This is a genomic window from Halorhabdus utahensis DSM 12940, assembly GCF_000023945.1.
GTDB classification, from domain to species: domain Archaea; phylum Halobacteriota; class Halobacteria; order Halobacteriales; family Haloarculaceae; genus Halorhabdus; species Halorhabdus utahensis.
Genome location: NC_013158.1, coordinates 1790328 through 1815252, shown reverse-complemented (window position 1 = coordinate 1815252; position 24925 = coordinate 1790328). Strand labels below are relative to the sequence as shown.

Sequence of the window (24925 nt, the reverse complement as noted above, 5' to 3'; positions counted from 1 at the left end):
CGTCTCTCCCGGAGGCGACAGGTCGGGTATAAGTGCTTGTGGCCCACCGCACCGGGCGCGAGCGTCGGAATGCCACCAGTTTCCGAGCCTGGCTGTTGTACGTATGTTACAAGGATACGCAGGACCCTGTCACCAAGAGTAGCTATTTTGAGGGCGTCCTAACGGTGTTACGCCTATATTTATACGTATCCAACCCATAGTAATGGTCGAATAAGACAAGACCGTCGAAGCAGCCCTACCGGCATGCGCCGTCGCGTCCACGACTGAGACGTGGGATAGCAAGCGCGACCTCGCCCACCAGAGAAGAGAGCGGGCAATCGATACCGCGGCCAATGCGATCGTCACGCCGGACGACGGGTCCAAGCCCGACGGCGAATTGCTGGTCGCGACCAGTGGGATGGCGTCGGCGTGGGAGTGCCCCCGCGGATCGAACGCGATATCGTCGATCGGGGCGGGGCCAACAGTCACCAGTATGTGCCGATTTCACGCGTATTAGGCGCTCTAACGCCATATTTCGAGTAATTTATGCCGCTACAGTCGAATATATATGTGATGTCGAAATCCGACGAACTCGCCGAGATGAAGCAAAGTCTCCACCAACTCGTTGGCGAAGCCGAGAACCTCGAAGGGTTCGCTGGCTACGTCGAAGCCACAGAGAGCCCGGGGGCGCTCGATACGAAGGCCAAGGAACTCATGTCCCTGGCTGTCGGGTGTGTGGCGCGGTGTGAACACTGCGTCCTCTGGCACATGGACGGCGCGCTCGAGGCCGGTGCGACCCGCGAGGAGGTCATCGAGACGCTCGAAGTCGCCGTCCTGATGGGCGGCGGTCCGGCGATGACCTACGCGATCGAGGCCTACGAGATCCTCGAGGAACTAGAAGCCGAAAAGGACGCCTGAGGACTCCCCTCCATTATTTCAGATGTCAACAGCCTTTGCAGTCCCTGATCTCGGTGACGGGGCCACGGAGGGCCGACTCGTCGCCCTCGAGGTCGCGGCCGGCGAGACGGTCGCCGAGGGCACGCTTCTCGCCGAGGTCGAGACCGACAAGTCGATCGTCGAGGTAACCGCCCCTGAGACGATGGCGATCGAAGCGTGCGACGCCGCGGAGGGCGAAGACGTCGAAGTCGGCGAGACGCTGTTCACTTACGAGGCCGCCGATCCCGACGACCCCTCCGAGAGTGGAGACGGCGAGGGTGGCGAACCCGCCGAACCGCCGGAACCCACCGAGGACGGACCGTCGGAACCCGACGACGACTCCGCCGACGCTGTCGGTGGGGCCAGCCAGCTGACGGGCGGTGCGTCCGAACGGACGGTCCGACCCGTCGGCGAGGGCACCCCGGCGGACGTCCCGAGTCCGGGCAGCGTCGAGGGCGTCCCCGAACAGACCGACGTCCTCATCATCGGTGCCGGTCCCGGTGGCTACGTCGCGGCCATCCGCGCCGGGCAACTCGGCCTGGACGTGACGCTGGTCGAAGACGACGCCGTCGGTGGGACCTGTCTCAACTACGGATGTATCCCCTCGAAGGCGCTCATCCACGGCGCGGACATCGCCTACGAGGCCGCAAACGCCGAACACCTCGGGGTCAGCGCCGACCCGACGGTCGATATCGACCAGCTGACGGGCTGGAAGGACGACGTCGTCGACCAGCTTACCGGTGGCGTCGAGCAACTCTGTCACGCACAGGGCGTCACCGTCGTCGATGGCGTCGCCGAGTTCGTCAACAACCGGCGGGCGACGATCACGACTGACGACGGTGAGACGGCCATCGACTTCGGGAACGCGATCGTCGCGACGGGGAGCCGGCCGATCGAGATTCCGGACTTCCCCTTCGACAGCGAGTACGTCCTCGATTCGCGTGACGCCCTCGCCCTGGACGAGCGGCCCGATTCGCTGGTCGTCATCGGCGCGGGTTACATCGGCATGGAGCTTTCGACGGTCTTCGAAAAGCTCGGGACCGACGTCACGGTCGTCGAGATGTTCGACGACGTGCTCAGCGGCTACGACGACGACATCTCACGGCTCGTCCGGGAGCGCGCCGCCGAGTTCGGCATCGACTTTCGGTTCGGCGAGATGGCCGCGAGCTGGGAAGAGACTGACGACGGTATCGTCGTCCACACGGAAGACGAGGACGGCGATCGTCACTCCCTGGAGGCCGAGAAGGTCTTCGTTGTCGGCGGTCGCGAACCCGTCACCGACACCGCGAACCTCCAAGCGGCCGGGATCGAACTCGACGACGACGGCTTCGTCAAGACCGACGCCCAGGGCCGGACGACCTGCGAGCGCATCTTCGCGATCGGCGACGTCGTCGGCGAACCCATGCTCGCCCACAAGGCCAGCCGCGAGGGCGAAGTGGCCGCCGAAGCCATCGCCGGTGAACCGTCCGTCCTGGACTATCAGGCGATGCCTGCCGTCGTCTTCACCGACCCCGAGGTCGCGACTGTCGGTATGTCCGAAAACGACGCCCGCGACGACGGGTATTACCCCGTCGTGGGCCGGATGCCCCTCGCGAGCAACGGCCGGGCGCTAACACTTGGCGACACAGAAGGCTTCGTCCGCATCGTCGCCGACCGACGCACGGAATTGATCCTGGGCGCACAGATCGTCGGCCCGAACGCCTCCGAGTTGATCGCCGAGGTCGCTCTCGCCATCGAGATGGACGCCCGCCTGTCCGACATCGCCGAAACCGTCCACACCCACCCGACGCTCTCGGAAGCCGTCATGGAGGCCGCCGCGAACGCCCGTGGCGAGGCGATCCACACCGCGGACTGACTCTGCCCACATCACTCTCCCCACTATGCCACCACGAGCTTCGAAGAAAGTACCCGACGGCAAACTCGTCCGCGTCGACGTCGAGGCCGAGAACCGGATCGACGACGTCCGAGTCACCGGCGACTTCTTCGTCGAACCGCCCGCGGCGCGCGCCGACATCGAAACCGCGATCGAGGGCCATCCCGTCGACGTCGACCGCGAGACGATCCTGGCGGCCGTCGAAGGCGTCGACGCGACGCTAATCGGCTTCTCGGCCGCTGACGTCGCCGACCTGACGATGGAGGCTCTCGATGACTGAGGAATCTACGGCTGGGGCACGCCAGACCGACGAGCCCTGGACGATTATCGACTCGGGGACCTACAGCGAGGCCACCCAGCAGGCGCTCGAACGCGTCCTGCTCGACCGCGTCGCAAGCGGCGATATCGGGCCGACGCTACGGATCTGGTATCGCGACTCGCCGGCGGTAGCGCTCGGGCGCTTCCAGGCCTACGCCGACGAGGTCGCCCCCGCGTACGTCGAACGCGAGGGGATCGACGTCGTCCGGCGGATCACCGGCGGCGGCGCGATGTTCGTCCAGCCGGGGGCGGTCGTCACCTACTCGCTGTACCTGCCCGCCGAGATGGTGAGCGACGACATCCGGGGGAGCTATGCCGACCTCGACCGGTGGGCTATCGACGCGCTCCGAAACCTGGGCGTCCACGCCGCCCACGAGCCACTGAACGACATCGCTCATGCCGAGGGCAAGATCGGTGGCTCGGCACAGCGTCGAACCGACGGTGCTGTCCTGCATCACACGACGATGAGTTACGACCTCGACATCGCGGAGATGCTCCGGGTCCTCCGGATCGGTGAACAGAAAGTTTCCGATAAGGCGATCAGTTCTGCCGAGAAGCGCGTCGCCAAAATCGCCGATCACGCCGACGCCACGCGTTCGGACGTCGTCGGGGCACTGAAACGGGAGGTCCGCGAGCAGGCAGGCGCGACCAAGCGCGCGCTTACTGAGGACGAGCTCGCGAGCGCACAGAAACTCGTCGAAGAGCAGTTCGACACTGCCGAGTGGAACCGACAGCTCTGAGACCGTCTGCTATTCCGGGGAGCTCTTGCTGATGGCTGTGGGTCATCACTCGTACATACCGCTTCAAACACCGCTCAGTGAGCTACATATGGACTCGAAGATACGCTACCACTCGCCGTCCCGATTCGATTGCTATAAATCCGACAACACTCCCGCGAAAATGGTCGCGTCCACGAGGCCAAATGAGGAGATCAGCACGGCGTTGTTCGAAGGGCGGAGGGTTCAGTCGTCGGCCGGCGTCCCGTCGCTACCCGCATCCGCGTACTTCATTTTCGTGTGTGGCAGCTTGCCACCGTCGGCCAGAATCTCACGTTCGCGGTCGGAGGCGTCGAGCGTCGCCGTGGCCTCCCACTCGTCGTTGACGCGAACCGTGAACTCCTCGGCACCCGACCGGACGGCACCGGCGACGTCCTCGACGATCTCGATGTCGTCGCCCTGCTCGATCTTCTCGTACGTTTCCTCGTCGATCTCTAAGGGCAGGAGCCCGAAGTTGAACAGGTTCGCCTTGTGGATTCGCGCGAAGCTCTGAGCGAGGACGCCCTCGACGCCGAGATACATCGGGCAGAGAGCGGCGTGCTCACGTGAGGAGCCCTGTCCGTAGTTCTCGCCGGCGACGAGGAAGCCGCCGTCGGCTTCCAGGGCGCGGTCGGCGAAGGTCTCGTCGACCCGCGAGAGGGTGAACTCCGAGAGCTTCGGGACGTTCGACCGGTACATCAGGATGTCCTGGGTCGCCGGGATGATGTGGTCGGTCGTGATGTTGTCGTCCATCTTGAGCAGCGCCGACCCTTCGAGCCGTTCGTCCATCGGATCCTTCAGCGGCACCTCGCCGATGTTCGGCCCCTTGATGAGTTCGTCGTCGACCGCGTTCTCGGGCTCGATGATGTCCGTGTCCGCACCGTAGTACTCCTCGGGGAGTTCGAAGCCGGGATCGTCCATCCCGAGTTCGTCAGCGAGGTCGCGCGGATCGACGATCTCGCCGGCGATGGCCGCCGCGGTGGCGACCTCGGGCGAGCAGAGGTAGACCTTGTCGTCTTCCAGGCCCGACCGGCCCTCGAAGTTGCGGTTGAACGTCCGCAGGCTGACTGAATCGCTTGCGGGGACGTGGCCGATGCCGATACAGGCCCCGCAGGTCGATTCGGAGAAGTTGACGCCGGCGGCCATCATCTCGGAGGCCCACCCCTCGCGGGCGAGCATCTCTGAAGCCTGTTTGGAGCCGGGTGCGACGATCATCTCCGTGGTCGGGTCGATCTCGCGACCCTCCAGCATCTTCGCCGACGGGAGGATGTCCTCGTAGGCCCCGTTGGTACACGAGCCGATGATGACCTGCTCGACGTCCTCGCCCGCGACCTCCCGCACCGGGACGATGTTGTCGGGCATCGACGGCGTCGCGATCAGCGGTTCGAGATCCGAAAGATCGACCGTGATCTGGTCGGCGTACTCGGCGTCCTCGTCCGGGCCGATCTCGACGTAGTCCTCGCCGCGGCCGAGGCGTTCGAGGTAGTCTTTGGTCTCCTCGTCGGTCGGGAAGATCGACGTCGTCGCGCCGAGTTCCGTCCCCATGTTGGTGATCGTCGTCCGCTCGGGGACCGTCAGCGACTCGACGCCCGGCCCGCTGAACTCCAGGACCTTGCCGACGCCGCCCTTGACGGTGAGTCGGCGGAGCAACTCAAGGATGACGTCCTTGGCAGTCGCCCACGAGGGCAACTCGCCCTCAAGCCGGACGTTGACGATCTCCGGCATCTCGATGTAGTAGGCCCCGCCACCCATCGCGACCGCCAGATCGAGCCCGCCGGCACCGATCGCCAGCTCGCCCAGCCCGCCGGGCGTCGGCGTGTGACTGTCCGAGCCCAGCATCGTCTTGCCGGGCTTGGCGAAGTGCTCCTTGTGTACCTGGTGACAGATCCCGTTGCCCGGCCGCGAGAAATACGCGCCGTACTTGCCGGCCGCAGACCGCAGGAATCGGTGGTCGTCGGTGTTTTTGAAGTCGAATTGATACGTCTGGTGGTCACAGTATTGGGCGGCAAGCTCGGTCTGGGCCTCTTCGAGGTCCAGCGCCTCGAACTGCAGCCAGACGAGCGTCCCCGTCGTGTCCTGTGTGAGTGCCTGATCGATCTCGATCCCGATCTCCTCGCCGGGGACGAGTTCCCCGTCGACGAGGTGGTCGTCGAGAATCTTCTCTGTGAGCGTCTGTCCCATATCGTCCGGAGACAGGCCACGCACGGACATAAATCCCCGGTGTTGGCGCGAATGCTGCGGGTTCGCCGTCCCGTGATTCCGTCGTATTGCGATGATCGTCCATGGCAGACGCCATCGCCGAACGAGGACCGACACGCGAAATCATCGATCGGGAGCCCACACGCGAAATCATCGATCGGGAGCCCACACGCGAAATCATCGATCGGGAGCCCACACGCGAAATCATCGATCGGGAGCCCACACGCGAAATCATCGATCGGGAACGACCAGTCGGGCGGTCGTCCCGTCGTCAGTGTCGAACGTCACGTCCGCGTTGAGTCGAGTGGCCCCCCAGGTTACGAGCCAGAGTCCGATGCCGCGCCCGTGGCTGGTCGGGGTCTCGGTGCCCCGTTCGATCACGTCGAGTTCGGACTGGGGGATCCCGGGACCGTCGTCGGCGACCTCGATGGCGACACCGTCCAGGACCCGGTCGGCACTGATTCGAACGGGCGCCCGGTCGGCGTCCATCCCGTCACGGATGCCGTGTTCGATCGCGTTCTCGACCAGATTGGCCACTACGATCATGAGCAGGGATTCGTCAGTCCGCACTGAGAGGCCCGGCTCGACGTCGATCGCGACTGGAGCATCCTGGTCTCCCCCACAGACGTTCTCAATCAGCCGGCCGAGGAATGGACCGACGTCGACGTCTTGTGTTTCCCCCTCGGTCTCACGCAAGCTCTCTTCGACCGCTCGCGCCTTGTCGGCCATTTCGACGATATCCGTGGCCGTATCGACGATCGTCCGCGCCATGGGGTCGTCGTACCGATCTTCGAGCGCCTGCGCCCGTGAGGAGACGACCATCATGTCGTTACGGAGGTTGTGTCTGAGTGCGCGGTTGAGTACCTCCAGTTGCTGGCGGCGTTCGTGGCGCTCGGTCACGTCCCTGATGACCAGGACGTGCCCGACCTCCCGATCCCGGGCGTCCGTTATCGGCGAGCTGTTGACCTCGTACCACTGGCCGTCCATCCGGAACTCGGTCGGCTCGGACCTGCCGATTGCCCCGCTCAACTGGGCGTCGAATTCGGCGATGTTCCGACCGAACACTGTGGATCGCTCCCAGCCGAAGCGCTCACAGGCACTCCGGTTGCATCCCAGCACGTCGCCGTGTGTGTCGACGATCACCAGTCCCTCGGACAGCCCCTCGAAGGCAACGCCGGTCCCGAGTCGCCAGGTGCCGGGCGAGAGATCGAACAGCCGGTGATAGAACAGCCCGTACCCATAGGCAAGGCCCATCAGGGCGAACCCGATGGGAGCCAGCGGGAGGTGTTCCTCACCGACCACCCCAGCGGGTTCGAGCATCACCGTCACGAACGGCGGCATCGTCCCGATCAACAACCACGACGCTTGCCGGGAGAACAGCCCACGCAGCAGGATCAATCGTGCGATCAACACCAGGCCGACGACGAGCAACACGAAGACGTACGCCAACACGAGCCAGGCCAGGATACCCGGCGGCGTGCTCACGACGGAGATGCCGTCGGGCCGATGGACGACGGCGACGTCGGCGAAGTACAGCTTCGTCAGCGGCGTGGCCGCTATCGCGGCAATGCCGACCAGCGGCGGGACGAACAATGCGGCCAGTCGCCAGCTCTGTGACATCCAGTCGAGACCGACGTACGTGATCACGAACGCGGTCCAGGCGACGGGGACGACGAGACTGCACCCCGTCATCACGATTTCGGCGAGGACTAGCGCCGTCCGATTACTGCTCAAGACCGTCACCAGTGCCCCGGCGATCCAGACGTTCGACAAACCCATCGTCGCTGCAAACCACTCGCCGCCCGGGACGTCGCGATACTGTACCCCGACGACGGTCAGCCCGGCCGTAATCAGCCCGGCGAGAGCAACGACTCCCGGATAGATATCTGAAACGCCCAATACTGCACCGGTAAACCCGTACAGGACGTCGCCGAGTGCAGCACCCGTCACAGTTCATGTGTGTGTTCGGAGATGTTAAACGCTATGACGAATATGTAACACAATACGGATGAAGACTCAATAGAACCGACAGCTGTGATATCCAGTATGCAGGTCGTCCAACCGCTGCGTCCAGACCCGCGAACGGAACCCTCTTTTCCCTTCCTCACATTCCCGTGGATAATGTTCAAAAGTGGAGACTTCGTCGCCGCACAACTCGACGACCTCCGGGACGACCAACGCCAGCCCAACGGCGTCGACCTGACCCTGGAGGCCGTATTCGAACAGACATCGCCGGGTCGGATCGGCCGGGACGGCAAGTCGATCGGCAAGCGTGAACCGATCGATCCCGACGACGGGTGGTATCGCCTCTCACCGGGTGGGTACGTGGTCCGGTACGCCGAGACCGTTCGTATCCCCGAGAACCACGTCGGCTTTCTGCTCCCGCGATCGTCGCTGCTCCGGAACGCCTGTATGCTCGACACCGCCGTCTGGGACGCCGGCTACGAGGGACGAGGGGAAGGACTGCTCGAAGTCCACCACGAGATCGAACTCGAGGCAGGCGCGCGCATCGCCCAGCTCGTCCTCGCGGATGCCGACCACTCGGGCACCTACGCGGGCGACTACCAGGGCGAAAACGTCTCCTGAACGGGACCGGCCTCACCACCGCGGTATATAGTGCATGAATATACAAGTAACAGCATTATACTCCAGGCCACCGGACATGAGATACGGTGTCGGCGCGATACCGACCGACCGGAGCCCGTGCCTCTGACATATTCACCTGCTCCGGCAGTCGACACCGTCTGGGAAAGGGGGGCACCCTGAAGCGGTCCTACCCTTCTCTGGGAACGATCGACCAGTGACACGGCCGTTCACACCCCGGTCTCGTTCGAACCGCGCGTTTTATGCCTCATCGATACGACCAGCCGACACGAAGGGGGTCCCGTCCAATGATTGCCTGCTGTACGTTCGACGCCGATCTGTTGGGCCCGACGTTCGAGGAGCACGCCGAGCTGTCGGTCACTGTCGAAGGAATCGACGCCGGGCGGGCGGTCCCACTCCGCCTCGTCTTCTGGGCCCACGGTGTTTCCCCGGCGAAACTCGATGCGACGCTTCGGTCGGACCGGACCGTGGCGACGGTCGACCGGCTCTCGACGACGCCGTCCGGAACGCTGTACCGGTCGATTCACCACGCAGGCCTCCCGTCGGTCGCCGTCTACAACGCCGCGATCGAGCACGACGCGCTGGTGCTCGCGGCGACGAGCGACGGCGATGGCTGGAACGTGCGACTGCGGATCCCTGATCGGGAAGAGCTGTCGATGCTATGTGACCGATGTGAACAGCTCGGTATCGGCGTCTCCGTGGTCTCGATCAGGGATCGGGATGCAGCCACCCTCGACGACGAGTTCGGGCTTACGACCTCCCAGCGGGAGCTGCTCTCGCTCGCCTGGGATCGCGGCTACTTCTCGATCCCCCGGGACACGTCACTGTCTGAACTCGCTTGTGAACTCGAAATCTCACAACAGGCCGCCTCCGAACGACTCCGCCGTGGCCTCTGGAAGCTCGTCTCGAACACGGTCTGTGAAGACGACACAAACGAAGACTGTGGGTCGTGTTGAACGGGCCAGCGGGCCAGCAACGACCCCGGCATTCACGGCCCGTCGGAGACCCGACATCGGGAAAGATCGACGTCACACGGACGCGACACACGCGACAGTCCGGCGAGCATGCGTTCTTTCAGGGCGCGAAACTGGTAGGTGTTCATTTATATGCGTCGCCCGTTCCTTCCAGTATATGAATTCAGGGGAATACTATGTCATTCCCGAGGGTGCGGACGACGAATGGGTGCGCCCGCAGCCTGTCGACGATCTCGTCCTCGACGCAGTCATCGAGCACTCCGAGTACGACGAAGACGACCTCGACGGACTCTCGTCGTATGTCGACCTCGATGAACTGGTCGCCCTCTTCGAGGATGACACCGACACGACCGACCTCTCTTTTGCTGTCGAGGATCTCGACGTGACCGTCTATGAAACCGGTGAGGTCGACGTCGAAGTCTGATCAGGACCGGCGTGTCGCCGAGCGACCGCTCCAGAGTGCTCCCAGACGATCAGCGACGGGAGTGCAAGATTCGGACGTGGATTGTGTGCTGGCGCGCCGAGAGCCCGCGAGTCTCCCGAGGATTTCCTCAACGTCTTTATCCCAGGGGTCGAGACGTGAGGTATGACCCGGATCGCACTCATCGCCCACGACGACGAGAAGCCCGAGATGATCGACTTCGTCCGCACCCACGAGGACATCCTCTCGGGGTTCGACCTCGTCGCCACTGGCACGACCGGCAAGCGGATCATGGAAGAAACTGGTCTGGACGTCGAGCGCAAGCAGTCCGGGCCACTGGGCGGCGACACCCAGATCGGTGCGGAAGTGGCCGACGAAGCACTGGACGGCATCGTCTTCCTTCGCGACCCGTTGACCGCCCAGCCCCACGAACCCGACATCACAGCACTACTCCGCATCTGTGACGTCCACGACACGCCCATGGCGACGACCCGTACCTCCGCTGAGTTCCTGATCGAAGGGCTCGCCGACGAGTAACGGACCGCCGCCGGCTTTCGAAATCCTTTTTTCGCCCCTCGTCATCTCTGGATATGCGCCGCCTTAGCTCAGACTGGGAGAGCACTCGACTGAAGATCGAGCTGTCCCCGGTTCAAATCCGGGAGGCGGCATTTTCTTGCGACCGAAGTGAGCAGTGAAAAGACTCCCGAGCGCGATTTGAACCCTGGAAGACGTAGCAGCGAGCGTATCGAGGTAACCGTCTTCCGCTGGTTCACAGTTAGGGAGGTGGCACTTCGCTGAACTCGACCGCCGGCCGCGTCCGGGAGTTGGGGAATTAACAAACCCGGGAAGTGTCAGCGTCGGATACATCCGGACATAAATATAGATAACAGCATGTCGGGTATGGAGATGGCGGCCGTCACCTGTCCAATGTGACGGTCCGGCCAGTGACGGGTGGGGCGGTGGCGTCGTTGGCAACTGCGCGACTGCAGTGTCGCGTCGCGCAAACAGACAGCACGACGGGGCCAGCAGCCGACCGGCCGTGTTCACATCCGAGAGAGCCGTATTCGGATAGGTATAATTAAGACATGTCTCATCGTATAGGTAATTATGGCTACAACAGAGACGCCAGCAAGCAGTGACGAGGGGCCAGACGCGTTCGCGCGTCCGCTCCCCGAGTACGTCGACTGGATCGTCGGCGTCGTCATCGCGCTGGGTGGCATGGCACTGACGGTCGGTGGCTCCGCGTTGACGTTCGTCGTCGATCGGGGGCTACTCGAGGAGGGCATCGAATCGGGACAGGTCACGGTCGTCGCCATCGAGCGCGATCTCACGGAAGCCCAGATGCTCGATCTGATAGTCGAGATCATCGACTGGACCGGGATCGGCCTCCTCGTGACGGGGATCGGACTGGTCCTGTTCGCGATCGGCTACGTCGTCGTCCGCCATCGGGCCCACAGTAGCGCGAGCGAGGGCGAAGGCGTCGATTCGTATCGAGCCGTCGCGGTCCTCGGTGCGGTCGCCACGGCGGTGCTGTCGTTCATCCCGTTCTCGCCGTTGGTCGGTGGCGGTCTCGCCGGGTACCTCGAACAGCCCGCAAGCGGCCGCGCGGTAAGTGCCGGCGGACTCGCGGGTTTCCTGGCGATGGTCCCCGCGCTGTCGATCCTCGCGTTCGTCAGCGTCGGGCTGTACAACGGGTTCGTAGCGGTCGGTGAGAGCGGTCTCGGGATCGTCACGATCACGGGGATGTGCATGGCACTGCTGTTTGTCGCCGCCTACGGCGGTGGCCTCGGCGCGCTCGGTGGCTTCCTCGGCGGTCACCTGGCCAGGGACGACTGAACGCCCCGCGTATTGGCGATATCCGCCGTTTCGACGGCTGAAAGTCCACAAATAGACTTATCGTCTTGGACGACGTGTTAGCTGTAATGGTAGACGGATCAGCAGTGCGGAAAGGGACAGTCCTTCGGGGGGCAGCGGGCGGAGCGATCGCGTTCGCGCTCGGCTATCTCCTGACGTGGATTCTCGCGGGGACGAGAGTCGCGAACGTGACCGCGAACGAACTGCTCGGCGGGGCGATCCCGGACTGGAACGCGCTCGTCTGGGTGTTCTATGATGCCCACTTCGTCGGGACGCGGACGCCGGAAGTGTTCGGCCCGGATGGGTTCTTCCTGGGCGGGGGCGATCTTGTCGACACGGTCAGCCTACTCGGCGTCGAGTCCCTGTATCTCGTGCCAGTGATCGTCCTCGCAGTCGGGGGTGCAGTCGTGGCGACCCGGGCCGACACATCGGTCCCCCGCGATGGCGCAATGGTCGGGGCGACCCTCGCCGTTGGCTATTTCGCGGCTGTCTTCCTCGGGCTATTCCCCGCCACACACAGCGGTATCGCGCCGAGTCCGCTTCGTGCGCTCGTCATCGCGGGAATCGTCTATCCGATCGTCTTCGGAGCGATCGGTGGTGGCCTCGCCGGACTCTACCGACAGCGGGTGGCGGGCCGGACACGTGGCCACTTCGACGGGACAGGAACGACGGCGAACGACGAGTGACGCAGGGGCTCGAGGGAGTCGGAGCGATCGTCTTGCCGGCCGAAGGTTCTTGCCGTCGTTGTCCGTGAGTACAGTATGACCACGAAAGCGGCGCTGTCCGAGCCGCAGGTACTCGCTCACGCGAAACAGCGACTGTTCCCCGAGCCGGCCGCCGAGGATACCTACGCAGTCGTGGACACGCAGTTCGCGAGCGAGGAGTGGCTCGCCGGCGAGCCGATCGAGCCGGGCGTTCGCGAGCGACTGGCTCCGTTCAATCACGTCCAGGTCGGCTCCGGGTATCCCGACCTGGTCGGCGTCCGACAGCTCGAAACGGAACTGCTCGCCATCGAGCGCCTCGGCGACGACCCGCCGCTGGTCGCGATCGAGGCGAAAGGCGACACCGAAGGCCGGACGGCCGACGTCGAGCGCGGGATCGTCCAGGCGTACGATCGATTGCACGAGGCCAATGCGGCCTACGTCGCCGCCCCGAAGCCGGCGATCTCCAACTCCGCACAGACGCTTGCACGCGAACTCAACGTCGGCGTCCTGGGCGTCGATAGTGGCGGGGCCGTCGATCCTCTCGAAGTGCCCCGCGTCGTCGGCAATCGAACGGTAGACGAGGCGGCGGCGATCCGGTTTCAGGCGACGGCCCAGGGCGTCGCAGAGAAATCGTTCAGCCTCAACCATCCGAAGAACTACCTGGCTTATCCGCTCGCGTTCTATCATCCGGACCCGACCGATCAGGTGCTTGGGGAATACGTGGTCAGCGCCACCGACGGGGCCAGACAGGGCGCGGCGTTCCTGGGGCTGATCGACGAGGCTCCCGACGGTACCACGCTCACCCCGCTCGGCAGGGAAGTCGTGCGATTCGCCCGGCATCGCTACGGGACCGTGGAAGACGCGCTCGTGGCGTTCGACGCCTGGCAGGGCTCCCGAAAGCGATTTGTCGAAATCGCGCCCGAATGGGGCCAGCTCACCAGACGGGTGCTGTGGTCGTATCCGGCCACGAAGCTCATCGTCGAGGAGCTTCAGACGATGCACGACGACGGCATCCCCGAGCCCTCGCTCGTCGAGTTGGTCACCTGGCTGCACGTCCACCATCCGACGTTCACCGTCGAATTGTTCATCCGTGGGAGCGATTCGGCCCGCTCCCGTGTGCTCACGGAAGATGGAGAGCTCAAAGCGTCGGCACTCTCGGACGGGAACGTCTATCACGCGCCGACGGTCTTCCAACTCAAAGCCATGTGCTACCACGCGGGCATCCTGACGGAACGCGGCGCGGAACCCCACCGGCTGGATCCCGAGACGGACGTCTGGCAGTTGGTCGAGCCACTCGACCACGGTTGATGAGGCGGCCTGGTCAATAGCCTTCCATGGGGATTAATACCACCAGCCCGTAGCTGCAAGGTATGACCGACGATTCCATGCGCACGCTGTCGTCGCCGGAGACGCCCGGCAGGGATACCCCATGACGGTCGCCGTCATCGGGGCCGGGATGTCCGGACTCTCGACGACGCACTTTCTCGCGGAGCAAGGGGCCGAGGTCAGGACCTTCGAGGCCTCGGACGAGCCGGGCGGTATCGTCCGGTCGACGACGGTCGAGGGCCACGTCCTCGAACGGGGACCACAGCGACTCCGCCTCTCGAAGCCAGTCGAATCGCTGGTCGAGACGCTCGATCTTCGTGACGAATTACGCTTCGGCGACGACGACCAGCCCCTCTTTGCCTACGACGACGGACAGCTCCGCCGGATGCCACTGTCGGTCCGGGACGCGATCACGACGGATCTGCTCTCCTGGCGCGGCAAGGCCCGCGTCCTGCTCGAACCGCTGACTGGCGGGGCAAAGCCGAACGAGACCGTCGAGGCGTACCTCACCCGGAAGTTCGGGCACGAAGTCGCGACCCGGTTCGCGGGCCCGCTGTACAGCGGTCTCTACGGCACGGACGCCGACGACATGTACGTCGAGTACTCCCTTGGCAAGGCGCTCGATCGCTTCGGCGTCGAGGGGAGCCTGCTTGTGTTCATGCTGAAGAAGTTGCTGCAGGGGACCGAGACACCCCCGATCGTCTCCTTCGAGGACGGCCTCCAGACACTCCCGGAGGCGATGTATGCGGCTCACGAGGAATCGATCGACCTCGAAACGCCCGTGACCGGGGTCGAGCCGGACGGCGAAGACTATCTCGTCCACACCGAGGACGGGACCGAGCGGGCCGAGACCGTCGTGTTCACCACACCGGCCCCGACGACAGCCGCACTGCTCGAAGACGTCGACAGCGAGGCCGCCGAAACGGTCAGCCAGTTCGCCTACAACCCGATCGGCGTCGTCCACCTCCATTCGGACTTCGACGGCACGGGCCACGGCTTTCACATCATCGACGACGGATTCAAAACGGACGGCAGCACCTGGAATCACAGCATGCTCGGCCGCGATGGCGTGTTCACGTCCTACGTCGGCAGCGGCGATTCGGAGTTCTTAGACGCCGACCCCGCGGTCATCGGACGACGAGCGGCCGAGGAGTTCGAGACCGTCACCGGCGCGGCGGCCACCGTCCTTGACGCGGCCGTCCTCCGGCCCGGGATGCCGGCCTACGACCGATCGTGGGCTGCGCTGGACGAGCTTTCGCTTCCGGACGAGATCGAGATCTGTGCGAGTTTCATGAGTCGAGCCGGGATCGTGGGTCGGATCGCCGGCGGCAAGCGGACGGCAGCGACTATCGCCGAGGAATAACGTCACAACCGCCGGTGACAGCTGTCACTGCCCGCGTGAGAGGCGCGTCCCGACCCGCCGCGGGAGTCCGGCCTCGTCGACCGCGTCCATCACCGCGCCGACGTCGTAGCGCACCCGGCGTTGTTCGACGGTCATCGCGTCGAGATCGACCAGCGCGTAGGCCGCGCCCGGATCGCCGTCGCGTGGCTGGCCGACGCTGCCAGGATTCAGGACGATGCCGTCGCCGTACTTCTCGTGGCTCTGGACGTGCGTGTGGCCAAGCACCAGGACGTCCTCGTCGCCGAGCAGCCCCGGACTGAACTCCGAGGGATGGGTGTAGTGATCGGGGTCGTCAGGGTGGCCGTGGACGACCTTCACACGGCCGTCGAACAACGTCCGTTCGGTCGGCAGTTGTCCGAGCCACTCGCGATGGGCTGCCGAAAGGTGGTCACGGGCGTGTTCGACACCGGCCGCTGCCATGTCGTTGAACCCCGAATACTCGGCTGTGGCGACCGCACGGTCGTGATTCCCCAAGACAGTCGGCACATCGTGTTCCTGTACCCAGTCGACGCAGAACTCGGGCCAGGGATTATATCCGACCACGTCCCCGGCACAGATGACGCCGTCGACGTCCGGCATGTCCCCCGCGACGGCCTCCAGTGCCACTTTGTTCGCGTGAACGTCCGCGATAACGGCGATACGCATACCCCAAGATTAGAGACGAGGGCCTTAGAATCAGTCGGTTTTGATCGGACGTTCACTCGACCGAAGCAATACCGCCTCGGTCACTCGACCGGCTGTGCAAACCCGTACTGTGGCTTGAGGTCGTCGACGCGGACCGTCACCGTCTCGCCTTCCTCGACGCCGGCGACGAACAGCGTAAACCCCTCGACCTTCGCGATGCCGTCGCCTTCCTCCCCGGTGTCGACGATCTCGACCTCGACAGTGTCTCCTTCCCTGACCGGCGCAGTCAGGCGATGTTTGGCGACCAGGTAGAGTTCCGAAGAGGAATCCCGCGAGGCGTCGGGCCGGACTTCCCGGACGTACTCGAACTCCTCCTCGATGTCTGTTTTTAAGTCATCCAGATCGCGGCCGTCGAAGACCTTCACGACGAGATCGCCACCGGCCCCGAGCACGTCAAGGGACACCTCGAAGGCCTGGCGGGCCAGATGGACCGACCGGGCGTGATCGAGGTCGTACTCGCCGGTGACGTTCGGGGCCATGTCCGAGAGTACGAGGTTTGCCTCGCCGACGGCGTCGGTGATCGCTTCGACCGTCGATTCGTCGGTGATGTCGCCGCGGATGGTCTCGACCGGGACGTCGGGCTCCTCGAGGTCGTCGATACGCTGGCGATCGACACCGACGACGCGACCGCCGTCGCCGAGGCGCTCGGCGGCGACCTGGAGCCATCCGCCGGGGGCCGCCCCCAGGTCGACGACGGTCCGCTCCGCGCCCAGCAGGTCGGCCGTCTCGTCGAGTTGCCGGAGTTTGAACGCCGAGCGGGCGCGATAGCCCTGCTGTTTTGCCCGGTTGTAGTACTTGTCTTTCCCGCTCATGGGAAACTCACCGGGTTCCGTGACGTGGTTCGACGACGAATCGCTGGCGAAGATGCGTTCATATTCATAGGAAAGAGGTTGAACCGGATAGGCGTGCCGAATCGAATAGCCGTCCCGACGGTCCGCTTAATCCCCGGTATCCGGGATCTCGACGTCGATCTCGGTCGTGTTGAGATACGGCAAGTGGGGCGGATCGACCGTGACCTCGATGGACGGCGCATCCTCGGTCCCGTCGTACTCAGAGAGGTCGATCCACAGCGGGACGTGGACCCGTCGGTTTTCCTTCGTCCCGAAATAGGGGACTTCCCCACGAACGAGGTGGCGTTTCAGGACGAAGTGTTTCGTCTCCAGATAACCGAAGTCGATGTTGTCGTAGGTCGGTTCCTCCTCCGGGTTGATCCTGACGTCGTCGGTATTCAGGCTCGTCTCCCCGGGCGTGGGCAGTTCGTTCTCGTCCGCGAGCTGCTCGACGTCGGTGCGACGCAATGCGCGGACCCCATCGGGCAAACCGATCCACCACCGGAAGAGTTCGAAGCGCACCCCGACCAGTGGTGCCGCCCGGAAGACGATCCGGAAGTAGACGAGTTCGATGTCCTCCGAGAGGGTGATGTCGGTGACCTGTCTGCCGTCGTCCTCGGAGGGGCGCTCGATCGCGTACGACGCGATCCGTGGTCCGAAGAGGCCGGTCGCGCTCGCTACGCTATCGTAGACGTTGTACGCCGCGGCGAACAGCGTATTTCGGACCTCGATGTAGGCGAACACCACGGCGAGAAACGTGAGGACCAGGATCGGCTCGTCGGTGACGAGTTGGACGGTCGAATCGACCAGGGATTGCACCCGCGCGAGCATTGCTGACATCGCGACACTGTGATCCCTCGATGTATATCGCTTTCCCCGCCGGAACCGACTCCTGGAGCGGAACGACCCCACTGCGCCCGCGACACGAGCCGGGGCCGATTGTCGGAAGGAAGCGCACTCACCGCTCGGGGTGGACCGGCGCGTCGAATCCGCCCCGCACGAGCGGTTTGGCGATGTGTCGGCGGGCACACGGCGGGACCTCGTACCACCCTACCTCTAGATCGCGGTCGATCTCCCGCTCGGCTTTCCCGTCGACAGCCGTCGAACAGTCCCGGCAGCGATACCCCTGGCCCCGTCCGGCGCTTTCCATCGTCCGACCGCAGGCCGGACAGGTCGGCGTGACACGCTCGGTCCGAACGAGATCCCGGACGGCGAACTTCTCGAGTTTGAGCGTGCCATCGCTGACCTCGCCACAGACGGTGACGCGATCACCCACCCGGAGCGAACGAACGCGGTCGCGGAAGCGCTTGGTCGGCTCGAACGCGGCACAGGGCAACGCATGGCCATCGTCTCCCTCGATGGTGAGAAAGACGTGGCCGCCTTCGCGGGTTTCGGGCGAGGCGTCGACGACGCCGGTCACCCGGTAGGCCCGGCCGTCCCGGAGTGTCCCGATCGTCCCCTGCCGTAGGTGGGCGTCAGTCCCCTGGTTGGTGACGAACAGGGCGGTTCGTTCGATCGGTTCGCTCTCGATGTCGGCAGCGACTCCTCTGACGACATCGGGGTCGTCGCCGCGGATACCGTGGAGGATCGGCCCCGGCGCGTGGGGAACGCAGACAAGTTCGTCTTCGACGTGATCGACAGTGTCCCAAGCGTCCGGGTAGCCGGCATCGGCGGCCCGGAAGACAGACTCGGGGCCGACCTCGCGAGGGGTCCCGCGGCGCGGTGGCTCGCGATAGGAGATGTACTCGTACGTCCAGTCCTCGAACGCCCGCCAGGCCCCGAGCGCCGCGAGCGCGCCGATCAACCCGCGACCGTTGCCCGCCTCCAGGGTGTCGTACTCAAGCCGGTCGATCAGGGCGCGGGCGTCGGCGACGTCGTGGAAATCCCGGACGGCATCGCGAGCGAAGTCGCCAACGGCTTCCGGGATCTCAGCCGCCGACTCACTCGCGAGGACAACGCCCGGGTTCGTGCGTGGATCGTCAGTCTCGGCGATCGGGAGCTCCTCGCTGACGATTTCTCGGACGGCATCGACGGGGGCGTCGGTGTGGATCGCCAGCGCGGCGTTGCCCCGGGTTTTGTACTCGACGGCAGGGTTCAGTCGGACGAGCAGCCGCCGGTCGACGACCCAGTCATCCGTCGCCGCCAGCCGGTCGGCGATCCGGGCGGCGAGGTAGGTCGTACACATGCCCGCCGTCCGGGAGTCCGTGTCGTCGATGCCGATGACTGTCACGGGTGAGTGTACCCGTGGGGCGAACTAACGGGTTTCGTCTCTCCGGACGGGTGTGCAAGCGCCCGTCGGGGCAAGGCCGTCGAGCAACTCTAGTTCAAAACGAAAATCGGGGGAAGAAGGCGTCACAGGGCGGCGGAACGCATTTATAGCGTGATTTCGTTATATACAGTAGCGAATCCATGTCACGATCGGCACTGGTCGGTAACATCATCGCCATGCTGGAGGACGCGGGCTTTCTCGTCAGCGACCGGTGTGCGATTCGACCCAAGAGTTTCGACATCGCGGCCCGCCGGGGGGAGGACACCATTCTGGTGAAGATCCTCGGCAATATCGACGCCTTCGACGGACTCACCGGCGCTGAGATGCGTCGCCTCGGGGAGTACCTGGAGGCGACGCCGCTCGTGATCGGCCTCCGGACGCGTGACGAGGAGCTCAAACCGGGCGTCGTCTACTTCCGCCACGGCGTGCCCGTGTTCAGCCCGAACACGGCGATGGACTACTTCGTGGAGGAAGTCCCGCCGCTCATCTACGCGGCCCCGGGCGGGCTGTACGTCAACATCGACAGCGACATCCTCGCCGACGCCCGCGAGGAGCGCGACTGGAGTCTGGGCAAACTTGCCAACGAACTCGGCGTTTCCCGACGGACCGTCTCGAAATACGAGAACGGCATGGACGCCAGCGTCGAGGTGGCTGCCACACTTGACGACCTCTTCGAGGAACCGCTCACGTCGCCGGTCAACGTGCTCGAAGAGAGCGAGGACGTCCGCGAGGACGACTCGATGCCCGACGAGCCCGAGGTCGACCCCGACGACGAGCAGCTCGTCACGGTGCTGACCCGCGTCGGGTTCGACGTCCATCCGACGAACCGCGCGCCGTTCAAGACCGTCAGCGAGGATGAGGACGAGGCCGAGGCCGATCGCATGCTCACGGGCCACTCGAAGCTCAACGAGGCCGCCAGAAAGCGCGCCCGGATCATGGCGTCGGTCGGCCGGGTCACGGGCGCGAGATCGGTCTACGTCGTCGAGCGCGCGACCCGCGAATCCCTGGAAGGGACGGCGCTCGTCGAGGAGAGCGAGATGGATGACATCGAGGTGGCCGAGGAACTGCGGGAGTTGATCCGCGAACGCAGCGAGAAACCGGCCTGAAGTGCGGACGTCCGCGTTATCCTGCCATCGATCCGAACCGGAACGCACTACCCGCTGGTATTCCCAGAGAGTCGTATGCCCGGCGACCTGACGATCTACGACGACCGCCTCGCCCGCCAGATGGACGCGGGGGAGTTCGTCCTCGCAGTCGTGACGGCGACCAAGCCCGACTTCTACAAACAGGCCCCCGTCGTGACGGCTGCCCGCGACGCCGGCGTCCCCACGTTCGTCCTCCACACCGGCCAGCACTACGACGACGTCCTCGGCCACGGCCTCGCCGAGTACGGCATCGAGGATCGTGTCGCGGTCGACCTTTCGATCCGTGGCAGTCTCTCAGAGAAGACCGCCCAGGTCCACCGCCGGATCGACGAACTGACCGACCACCTCGCCGAAAAGTGGCCGGATACGACGGTCCTGCCGATCGTCCACGGTGACACCCACGCCGCCGGCATCGTCCCGCAGGCGTGGCTGTTCGCCACCAACCAGGCCGTCGCCCACAACGAGGCCGGCCTGCGCGGCATGTCACCCGATTTCGAGGCCTACGACGACCCCGCTGCGTTCGTCGAGCGCCAGTGGAACGGCGAGTGGTCGATCAACCGCGCCGAACCCTTCCCCGAGCAGTACGACACCTTCGTCGGCTCGGCGGGCTCGATCTACCAGTTCGCCCCCGTCGAACTCAATCGCGAGCACCTCCAAAACGAAGGATATCCCGCCGAAGTCGACGGACAGGAGCGCATTCCCGTCGTCGGCAACAGCGTCGTCGACGCCATCGAGATGAAGCGCGATGCCGATCTCGAAGAGAGCATCTTCGACATCTACCCCGTCCTGGAGGAGCGCGACGACTGGATCCGGGTGGACATCCACCGGCGTGCGAACCTCCTGCCCGACCGCTTCAGCGCGATCGTCGAAGGAGTCATCGGCCTCGTCGAGGCCGGGTACAACGTCAACTTCCTGGAGTTGACTGCCACCGAGCAGGCCCTCAAGGAATACGGCTACCGCGAGAAACTGCTCGAACTCGACGAGAACCGGGAGAACTTCCTCTTTACCGGCCTCTGGAAGAAACACGCCCACGTCTACGAATTCCTCACTTCCGGGCAGTGTTTCGCGGAGTTCACCGACTCGGGGAGCATGCAGGAGGAGCTCAACTACATCGACGAGGCGATCTGCCTGACAGCGCGGTTCAACACCGACCGTCCGGAGACGGTCTTCGACGCGGGGACGAACCTCCTGGTGCCGCCGATCGACGGCGAGTTCGTCACCGACATGATCGAGTACGTCGCTGAAACCGACGCCGTCCGCGAGGAGATCCAGACCGGGCCGAACCTCTACGGCGGGGACGTCGGCGAGTCGATCGTGGAGTTCCTCCAGGAAAAGCGAGCCGAGTCGACGTTCGACTGGGCGCACGACCGCGTGGGCTTCTCGACGAGCGAGCAGGACTTCGAGTATCTCTGAGGCGCTCTGTCGGAGCGAAAAAGCAGTCGAAAATCGAGCTTATTCGCCGCTGCCGTACGTTTCTTCAAGATAGTCGACGATGTCGTCGCTCTCGGGCATCCCTTCGACCCCGTTGTCGTTGTCGACCAGGACGGGGACACCGCGCTGACCGCTGACTGCCTCGACTTCGTCGCGGGCGCTCTTTGCGGAGGGAACCATGTGTGACTCGTATTCGAGGTCGAGGTCGTCGAGTTTCTTCGTGACTTTCGCACAGAACGGACAGCCGTCGAGTTCGTAGAGTTCGAGGTTCGGCATGTCCCATTCAACAAGCGGGAAATAAAAGAGACCGTCGGTGTCGGTTGTTCTCTCCCGTGTCTCCGATGTCGAGTCTCGATTCGAGCCCGTTCCCGTCCCGGTCAGACGAGGACGCGGAAGCGAACGGCGAAGTACCCGATACAGACCAGTGCCATGACCCAGTGAGCGGGATGGATCTCTTCACGTCGATCAGCAGCGAAGGCGACGATCGGGTACGTGAGAAGCCCGGCAGCGATACCGTAGGCGATGCTCTGGGTCAGCGGCATGATGATGATAGTCAGGCCGGCAGGGACGGCGTGGACCGTGTCGCCCCAGTTGATATCCGTGATGTTCTGGAGCATCATCACCGCGACGACGACCAGCGCGATGTACGGTGCGAACGACGGGATCACATCGAGCAGCGGCACGACCGGCAGCGTAATGAGGAACAGCCCGGCAACCACCAATGCCGTCATACCCGTTCGACCCCCCTCGCCGATCCCGGTCGAGGATTCGATGTAGGTCGTAACGGTGGAGGTACCCAATATGCCGCCGACCGTTGTCCCGACGGCGTCGGCCATCAGCGGTTTGTTCATCTCGGGGAGGTTCCCCGACTCGTCAGTCAAGTCGGCAGCATGGCCGAGACCAGTCAGTGTCCCGGCGGTGTCGAAAAAGTCAACGAAGAAGAACGTGAATATCACGAGTGCAAACGCCAGCCCCTCAACGTTCTGTAGCCCGTCGACGAACGCGAAGGCGAGCGGTGAGATATCGAAGGCCGCGAAGTCAAAGGCAATGTTGTCGAGACCCGGCGCAAGCGTCGCCGTTTCAACGAGGAGGACGTCCTCACCGCCGTTGCCTGCCGGCATGACGCCAAGCGCAGAGACGACGTATGCCGCGACGCTGGTGGACAGAATCCCAAGAACGATCGATCCCTGGATATCGCGGGCCCACAGCGCGAAAGTGACAATGATGCCGGCGACGGCGAGGATAGCGATCGGATCAGTGCCGATCAGCGGATTGATCGTCTCCGTCTGGGTGATGACCCGCATCTGTTCGAGCCCCAGCAGTGCAAGAAACAACCCGATACCCGCCCCGATGGCGAGTTTGATCGGCTCCGGAAACAGTTTGATAACATACTCTCGAGCCCCGACTGCCGTCAGCCCAATGAACAGGACCCCTTCAATAAAGACAGCAGCTAGTGCCGTCTCCCAGGGGATTTCCAGTTGTGTGACGACCACCACGAAAAACGCGTTCAAGCCCATTCCCGGCGCCAGGCCGAACGGTAAATTGGCGTAAAAGGCCATGACGAGCATGGCCGCGACGGACGCGATGATCGTCACCACGGCGAGCATCTGGAACGTGTTCTCCCCTGCGCTGATTGCTCCTGAGAGTACTGCAGGATTCACGACGATGATATACGACATCGCCAGAAACGTCGTGATCCCCGCGATGATCTCCGTCCGGAGGTTGGTACCGTGCTCCTCGAACTCGAAGTAATCGGCAAGTGTGTCTGTTACCGCCATGTATCTAACACATTCGACTACCTTGCACAGCGACGACTTAATGTTTTATAAACTTCCGGAAAGAGTATTCAAGAACGTGCATATGTCTTGGGTGCGGTCGCTTCGGGCAGCGTCGTGAACGCGGCGACGGGTGCGTCGACGGCGTCGCGGACGGCGTCGAGTCCCGTCTCGCCGATGGCGATCACGGTGAAGACGCCCGAGACCATCGCTCCGGCGGAATCCGCAAGGTCGGCGAGGAGTTGCTGGGTGTTGCCCGACCGAACGAAGTCGTCGACGAGCAACACGTCGTCGCCAGCGTCGAGCGCACTCGCGGGCAGCGAGTAGGTGATCTCGATCCCGGGGGTGAGTCGCTGGCGCGTCTCGACGAACTCGGAGACGCCGGTCTCGCGGGACTTCTTCGCGTAGACGACCGGGACGTCGAAGTGTCGCGCCATCGCCCCCGCGATCGTGATCCCGTCGGTCGCGGCCGTGAGGACGGCGTCAGGTCGCTCGAACCCGAACGTCTCGGCAGCGACACTGCCAACGAGGTCGAGCAACGACTGATCGAAGACGACGCCCGTATTGTCGACGTACCCCTCCTCGTCGCGCTCGATCCGCGATTCGATCTCGGCGGCGAGCGTTTCGTGCCCGAGATCCTCGACGATCTCCCGGGCGCGCTCGACGCCCGGCAGGACGTGGCCGTTGACGTACCGATTGAGGTCACTCGCCGAGAACCCGGTCTCGGCGGCGAGTTCGTCGTAGGTTCGATCCGTCTTGAGTCGCCGGAGGACGGAAACGGCCCGCAACTGGAGGGTGGTCTTCTCGACACGTTTCATGCCTCTCACATGTCACGACACGACCGTGAATATTTCGATCGGAGTGAGAGAGGATATATCCAGTATCGGGGAGCGGTCCTCGCGGTCGGCGATACTCAGTCGCGGTCGGCGGCGAGCAGTTCCTCGGCGGTCACCAGCGATTCGAGTTCGATGTCGTGTTCGGCCAGATGTTCACGAGCGCCCTCCTGACGATCGACAACCACCAGGACGCGGTTGACAACTGCGCCAGCCTCCCGGAGCGCCTCGACAGCGTCGATCGCGCTCTGACCGGTCGTCGCGATGTCCTCTAAGACGACGACCTCCTCGCCCTCGTCGAGTTCGCCCTCGATCAGGTTGCCCGTGCCGTACGCCTTCTGTTGCTTGCGGACGATCACGTACGGCGTGTCGGTCTCGGCGCTGGTGACGGCGACCAGCGGGACCGCGCCCAGCGCGACGCCGGCGAGTGTCGTCCCGTCGAGTCGCTCGCTAAACGCCTCGGCGATCAACCGGAGACAGGTTGGATCGGTCTCGAAGATGTACTTGTCGACGTAATAGTCGCTGGTGCCACCGTGTGAGAGTTCGAACTCCCCGTAGCGGACGGCCTCGGCCTCGCGTAGCGCATCGATGAGTAGCTCAGTCATACAGCGGT

At 64.2% G+C, this 24925-nt stretch carries 24 protein-coding genes, 1 tRNA gene and 1 pseudogene; 16 read left to right on the top strand and 10 right to left on the bottom strand.

Features of this window, described 5'->3' with window-relative positions; translation table 11 throughout:
- The first annotated feature begins 552 nt into the window (after positions 1-552).
- The 5 genes and pseudogenes from HUTA_RS08825 to HUTA_RS08810 all read left to right on the top strand — a co-directional run bounded on the left by HUTA_RS08825 (position 553) and on the right by HUTA_RS08810 (position 3846).
- Entirely contained in the window at positions 553-897 is a 345-nt protein-coding gene (locus HUTA_RS08825; RefSeq protein ID WP_049941275.1) for a carboxymuconolactone decarboxylase family protein, read from the top strand.
- 22 nt (positions 898-919) lie between these two features.
- A pseudogene (locus HUTA_RS15885) lies at positions 920-1132 on the top strand (biotin/lipoyl-containing protein); the annotation flags it as partial.
- 264 nt (positions 1133-1396) lie between these two features.
- On the top strand, positions 1397-2770 hold the full coding sequence (gene lpdA / locus HUTA_RS08820; protein ID WP_049941440.1) for a dihydrolipoyl dehydrogenase: 1374 nt from the start codon (positions 1397-1399) through the stop codon (positions 2768-2770).
- Positions 2771-2795: 25 nt separating this feature from the next.
- On the top strand, positions 2796-3068 hold the full coding sequence (locus HUTA_RS08815; RefSeq protein ID WP_049941274.1) for a hypothetical protein: 273 nt from the start codon (positions 2796-2798) through the stop codon (positions 3066-3068).
- Entirely contained in the window at positions 3061-3846 is a 786-nt protein-coding gene (locus HUTA_RS08810) for a lipoate--protein ligase family protein (RefSeq protein WP_049941273.1), read from the top strand. The genes HUTA_RS08815 and HUTA_RS08810 overlap by 8 nt, the downstream gene beginning before the upstream one ends.
- Before the next feature lie 222 nt (positions 3847-4068).
- Here HUTA_RS08810 and HUTA_RS08805 read toward each other — a convergent pair whose 3' ends face one another.
- Together HUTA_RS08805 and HUTA_RS08800 are read right to left on the bottom strand one after the other, a co-directional pair.
- Complete coding sequence (locus HUTA_RS08805) at positions 4069-6042, bottom strand: aconitate hydratase (RefSeq protein WP_015789547.1); 1974 nt, start codon at positions 6040-6042, stop codon at positions 4069-4071.
- A 249-nt stretch (positions 6043-6291) separates the two neighbouring features.
- Positions 6292-8010 (bottom strand): histidine kinase N-terminal 7TM domain-containing protein, encoded by a 1719-nt coding sequence (locus HUTA_RS08800; RefSeq protein ID WP_015789546.1) that lies wholly within the window; start codon positions 8008-8010, stop codon positions 6292-6294.
- Positions 8011-8181: 171 nt separating this feature from the next.
- Between HUTA_RS08800 and HUTA_RS08795 the strand changes: the two genes are divergently transcribed.
- The 9 genes from HUTA_RS08795 (at position 8182) to hemG (ending at position 15306) form a co-directional block, all read left to right on the top strand.
- Positions 8182-8646 (top strand): deoxyuridine 5'-triphosphate nucleotidohydrolase, encoded by a 465-nt coding sequence (locus tag HUTA_RS08795; RefSeq protein WP_049941272.1) that lies wholly within the window; start codon positions 8182-8184, stop codon positions 8644-8646.
- Between the two features lie 305 nt (positions 8647-8951).
- Entirely contained in the window at positions 8952-9620 is a 669-nt protein-coding gene (locus HUTA_RS08790; protein WP_015789544.1) for a helix-turn-helix domain-containing protein, read from the top strand.
- 175 nt (positions 9621-9795) lie between these two features.
- Positions 9796-10062, top strand: coding sequence for a HalOD1 output domain-containing protein (locus HUTA_RS08785; protein WP_015789543.1), 267 nt, complete (start codon positions 9796-9798; stop codon positions 10060-10062).
- Positions 10063-10224: 162 nt separating this feature from the next.
- Positions 10225-10596, top strand: a complete 372-nt coding sequence (locus HUTA_RS08780; protein WP_015789542.1) for a methylglyoxal synthase — start codon at positions 10225-10227, stop codon at positions 10594-10596.
- A 57-nt stretch (positions 10597-10653) separates the two neighbouring features.
- A tRNA-Phe gene (locus HUTA_RS08775) sits at positions 10654-10727 on the top strand.
- Between the two features lie 439 nt (positions 10728-11166).
- On the top strand, positions 11167-11895 hold the full coding sequence (locus HUTA_RS08770; protein ID WP_015789541.1) for a DUF5518 domain-containing protein: 729 nt from the start codon (positions 11167-11169) through the stop codon (positions 11893-11895).
- Between the two features lie 86 nt (positions 11896-11981).
- Entirely contained in the window at positions 11982-12599 is a 618-nt protein-coding gene (locus tag HUTA_RS08765) for a hypothetical protein (RefSeq protein ID WP_015789540.1), read from the top strand.
- Positions 12600-12674: 75 nt separating this feature from the next.
- Positions 12675-13925: a hypothetical protein gene (locus HUTA_RS08760; protein ID WP_015789539.1), complete on the top strand. Its 1251-nt coding sequence runs from the start codon at positions 12675-12677 to the stop codon at positions 13923-13925.
- A 121-nt stretch (positions 13926-14046) separates the two neighbouring features.
- Positions 14047-15306, top strand: a complete 1260-nt coding sequence (gene hemG, locus HUTA_RS08755) for a protoporphyrinogen oxidase (RefSeq protein ID WP_015789538.1) — start codon at positions 14047-14049, stop codon at positions 15304-15306.
- Positions 15307-15330: 24 nt separating this feature from the next.
- On the opposite strand, the gene HUTA_RS08750 is transcribed toward hemG, so the two are convergent.
- The 4 genes from HUTA_RS08750 to HUTA_RS08735 form a co-directional block, all read right to left on the bottom strand.
- The gene (locus HUTA_RS08750; RefSeq protein WP_015789537.1) at positions 15331-15990 is read right to left on the bottom strand and encodes a metallophosphoesterase family protein; all 660 of its coding nucleotides are present in this window, start codon (positions 15988-15990) and stop codon (positions 15331-15333) included.
- 80 nt (positions 15991-16070) lie between these two features.
- Positions 16071-16841 carry a 23S rRNA (uridine(2552)-2'-O)-methyltransferase gene (locus tag HUTA_RS08745; protein WP_015789536.1) on the bottom strand — a complete coding sequence of 257 codons (771 nt, stop codon included), beginning with the start codon at positions 16839-16841 and terminating at the stop codon, positions 16071-16073.
- A 126-nt stretch (positions 16842-16967) separates the two neighbouring features.
- Positions 16968-17699 carry a hypothetical protein gene (locus tag HUTA_RS08740; protein ID WP_143920351.1) on the bottom strand — a complete coding sequence of 244 codons (732 nt, stop codon included), beginning with the start codon at positions 17697-17699 and terminating at the stop codon, positions 16968-16970.
- A gap of 118 nt (positions 17700-17817) precedes the next feature.
- Positions 17818-19089: a tRNA(Ile)(2)-agmatinylcytidine synthase gene (locus HUTA_RS08735; protein WP_015789534.1), complete on the bottom strand. Its 1272-nt coding sequence runs from the start codon at positions 19087-19089 to the stop codon at positions 17818-17820.
- Between the two features lie 179 nt (positions 19090-19268).
- Between HUTA_RS08735 and HUTA_RS08730 the strand changes: the two genes are divergently transcribed.
- Entirely contained in the window at positions 19269-20234 is a 966-nt protein-coding gene (locus HUTA_RS08730; protein WP_015789533.1) for a transcriptional regulator, read from the top strand.
- Between the two features lie 75 nt (positions 20235-20309).
- Complete coding sequence (locus HUTA_RS08725) at positions 20310-21686, top strand: UDP-N-acetyl glucosamine 2-epimerase (RefSeq protein WP_015789532.1); 1377 nt, start codon at positions 20310-20312, stop codon at positions 21684-21686.
- A 39-nt stretch (positions 21687-21725) separates the two neighbouring features.
- Here the strand turns inward: HUTA_RS08725 and HUTA_RS08720 are convergent, their stop codons facing one another.
- From HUTA_RS08720 to pyrE, 4 genes are all read right to left on the bottom strand, one after another.
- A complete protein-coding gene (locus HUTA_RS08720; protein ID WP_015789531.1) occupies positions 21726-21980 on the bottom strand; it encodes a glutathione S-transferase N-terminal domain-containing protein in 255 nt (84 codons plus the stop codon).
- 101 nt (positions 21981-22081) lie between these two features.
- Entirely contained in the window at positions 22082-23482 is a 1401-nt protein-coding gene (locus HUTA_RS08715; protein WP_015789530.1) for an NCS2 family permease, read from the bottom strand.
- Positions 23483-23550: 68 nt separating this feature from the next.
- The gene (locus tag HUTA_RS08710) at positions 23551-24297 is read right to left on the bottom strand and encodes a phosphoribosyltransferase family protein (protein WP_015789529.1); all 747 of its coding nucleotides are present in this window, start codon (positions 24295-24297) and stop codon (positions 23551-23553) included.
- Positions 24298-24392: 95 nt separating this feature from the next.
- A complete protein-coding gene (gene pyrE / locus HUTA_RS08705; protein ID WP_049941270.1) occupies positions 24393-24917 on the bottom strand; it encodes an orotate phosphoribosyltransferase in 525 nt (174 codons plus the stop codon).
- Between the last annotated feature and the right edge of the window lie 8 nt (positions 24918-24925).